The sequence below is a fragment of the Pedobacter sp. 01T416_2 genome (genome assembly GCF_056398925.1).
Genome location: NZ_JBFTQI010000626.1, coordinates 1 through 3,581, shown reverse-complemented (window position 1 = coordinate 3,581; position 3,581 = coordinate 1). Strand labels below are relative to the sequence as shown.

The window sequence follows — 3,581 nt, the reverse complement described above, 5'->3', positions numbered from 1 at the left end:
CATAAATTGTGGGTTTAATCTAGCTTTAAGTCTGGTTTTTAACCTTGATTTCTTGCCTTAAATTTGATCTCGTAGATTAAAAATGTATGTTTTTTTGTCGTTTTAAACCCCGAAATCTGTAATAATTTGAGCTTATAATGCAATTTCCTGACGATATTCGTGAATAATGGTGTTTTCGGTACACTTTATGGTAATTTTTGTTTTTGCGCTAAAAAGCGTGTCTAATGGCATTTAAATAAGGTTTTTTATGCTTTTAAGCTTTATCCTCTGGAAACTCGAAATTGATCACTTTTCCTCAGTTGCATAGGGAAAAGCAGGTTGAAAATTAGGTTTTTGATTTTAATTTTTACCGATATTTTTATGCTGATTAACCCTAAAATGCTTTATCTTTTTGTGCTACCTTGCCAGATTTTTATTGTGGTTAAAAACTATCCTGAACTGAATGTTGATGGATTTTAGACAAGCCATTTTGCTTCTATGTGATTTGACAACTCAGATTGTATAGAATTTATATAGAAAATACCTCATGTTTGGTGCGGGTTTAAAACGAGAATTTTGGTATTTTTATTTGTTTTTTATCGCTGTTTTCTGCCGCTTTAGATCGGCTTTTTTCGGTTGGGATTTTAGCCGCTTTAACTATCCGGTTTTGTGGGGTTTTAATTGTGAATTTTTGCTAATTGATGTCTTCGGTTTCTGCACTTTTTATTGACATATTTTTTGCCAAAATAAATTAATAATAAGCCTAGATGATGTTTGCAGTTTGGCTGCCATTTCTGATTTAAAATAAAGAATATTTTGACCAATTTTATATTCAGAATTTTTGTTTTACTAGCTCCAAATCTGCTGTTTAATTAAGGGTTTTTAGTTGACGACCGATTAAACATTTTCTATATGAAGTTCGTTGTTTATCAAGTTTAAGGGTTGCGTCTTGAACTTGTATTGCAGCATCCGATTTAAAGCTGTTTATATAAGCCTTGTTCGCGTCAGTCTGACCTTAATGCTGGATGATCTACCTTCTTCGTTTGCTGAAATATRCAATGGATAATGGTAAAATCCCACCTTGTAGTTCGCGAATTTTGAGTCAGAAATATTAACTCATCTCGATAATTTTTCGATAATTTTGAATGAAGATTCATCCCGCTTTTAGTATACTATTGTTGGAGCACTTTCTTCCTTCATGGAGATGTTCATGCTTGTGACCGATGCTTATTTTGATCTTTCACTTTCCGACAGATTGCATTCTTTAACCTGATTTTCCTCATTTGAAGCTACCGTTTTTGTTCCGATGGTTTGATTGAACTTGGCTACTTAGCTTGTCTCTGAAGCATTAGATTCCTAATGTTTTTGGATGGTTGTTCGCTGCTTTTAATTATAAGATTTTGAATCTCTATATAAAGCGAGCTGGAGGCTTTATGGTACTAAGTAAGCGTAGTGTTGACTAGTTTTGATAAGCTTCTTCATGGCGCTTTTAACTATTCTTTGTCAGGAAATTTAATGGAGAGAATTTTAGGCATTGCGCTGTTTAGAAAGGATTAGCCACCAGCAATAGGTACAACTAAAGCCGTTCATTCAGTTGGTATCATTTCTAAAGAAAATTAAATTTATATCGTTTGTGTTTACAGTTGATTCTTTCTCTTTTTATAGATCGGATAGAGAAAAATAGAGGCCAGGATAATGGTTGCACCAATATAAAATCCACCTGTCATTTGCTCTTTGTTTTGAAAGAAAACGAAGGCTAATACTATTCCGTATACAGGTTCCAAATTGGTGATTAATGCAACTCTAAAAGCCGATAAAGTTCTCATTACCGCAACACCTGCAACGTAAGCAACGGATGTACAAAGTGTGCCGAGAAGAATAAGATAGAACCAGTTTTTGGCACTTAAGTTGAATGCTGAGTGTAACAGTGTTCCATCATATAAACGGTACAACGTGATCCAGAAAAGTGCACCAACAAGCTCATAAAAACTGATAATGGAAGGTTCACTTTTTTGTACCAATGTAGAATTTATAGTTGAAAAAAGACTGGATGCGACTGCTGCTAGCAAACCAAAAATAATTCCTAAAGTATACTGGCCTTCAAATTTAAAGATCATATATATTCCTAGTATAATCAGTAAACCGATCAGAATATCGCCCATTTGTATCGGCTGTTTTTTAATCAGCGGTTCTAAAATTGCGGTAAATAAAGTAAAGGAAGAGAGGCAAACCAAGGTTACCGAAACAGTAGAAACCTTAATGGCATGAAAGAAAAATATCCAGTGAATGGCTACAATTCCTCCCGTTAAAAAGAATTGGATGAACTGTTTTTTAGTAATCTTAATGTTCTTTTTGGTGATTAAAAACCACGCAAAAAGTGTAGCTGCGGCAATCAATACCCGGTACCAGACCATGGGCACTGCATCGATAGAAATCAATTTACCGAGCACACCCGTAAAGCCCCAAACAAATACAGTAAGATGAAGGATGAGTAAATTCTTTTTGGTAACGTCCATCGCTATTTTGGTGCTTTTCTTAATAGGTAAAAACCTAATAAGCCAAAGAATAATGTAGGCATAATAACAGCCGCAAAAGGAGGTAATCCACCTTTGGTAGAAAACATCTGTGTGAACTGATTAAATACGATATAAGCGAAGCTAATGAAGATTCCGATACCTAACGATACACCGACACCTCCTCGTACTTTACGTGATGAGAGCGCTACACCGATCAGCGTTAATACGAATGCAGAAAGCGGGTGGAGGTAACGTTTGTATTTTTCAAACTGAAGATCGTTCATTACGCCCGTTCCGCGGATTTTTTCTTTCCTAATCTTATCGGAAAGTTCCTTCGTAGTTAAATTTTGCACCACATTGTCATATGCCGAAAAATCATCCGGACGCATATCCAAAATGGTATCTTTTAACTTCCCATTACCATAAATCATGGTTTCTTTCAATCCATCGATCTTACGGATAGAGTAGTTGTTTAACTGCCATTTGCGTTTAAGCGAATCCCATTTTATATTTTCGGCAACGATCTTTTTGGTGAGTACATCTCCACTAAAATTATCCAAAGAAAACCGGTATCCTGAATTCGTTTTGTTGTCGAAATTATCAATGTAGATATAGGTTTTGTCATCCAGTTTCATATGGATGTTTGATTTTGTGGAAGGATCATTACGTTTTACATACGTATTCTCGAAGCTATTTTTTAAGGTATTGGTATAAGGAAGGATGTATAGATTTGAAAGTAAGTTGGCTGAGAAAATAATCGTAGCCGACACCAGGTAAGGAAATAAAAAACGGTTAAAACTCACCCCACCGCTTAAAATTGGTACAATTTCAGTCTGATCGGCCATTTTTGCGGTAAAGAAAATTACCGCAATAAAATTGATCAGCGGTGAAAGCATATTCACATAAAAAGGAATAGAGCCTGCGTAATATTTAGAGAGGATTCCCCAAAAACTCAGGCCACTTTTCATAAAATCATCCATCTTTTCCGACAGGTCGAACACTACAATAATGATCACAAAAATGGCCAGCGTATAAATAAATGTACCCAGGTATTTCCCGATAATATACTGATCGATGATTTTTATC

Annotated in this window: 2 protein-coding genes; both read right to left on the bottom strand. The window is 35.3% G+C overall.

The window, feature by feature from the left end; genetic code table 11:
• Positions 1 to 1,616 precede the first annotated feature (1,616 nt).
• Complete coding sequence (locus tag AC1DPQ_RS21380) at positions 1,617 to 2,495, bottom strand: DMT family transporter (RefSeq protein ID WP_477584662.1); 879 nt, start codon at positions 2,493 to 2,495, stop codon at positions 1,617 to 1,619.
• Positions 2,496 to 2,497: 2 nt separating this feature from the next.
• A complete protein-coding gene (locus tag AC1DPQ_RS21375) occupies positions 2,498 to 3,580 on the bottom strand; it encodes an LptF/LptG family permease (RefSeq protein ID WP_036669659.1) in 1,083 nt (360 codons plus the stop codon).
• Position 3,581: the final 1 nt, after the last annotated feature.

Coding starts and splice junctions, on each gene's coding strand:
- AC1DPQ_RS21380 (WP_477584662.1), bottom strand. CDS start 2,495: ATGGACGTTACCAAAAAGAATTTACTCATCCTTCATCTTACTGTATTT.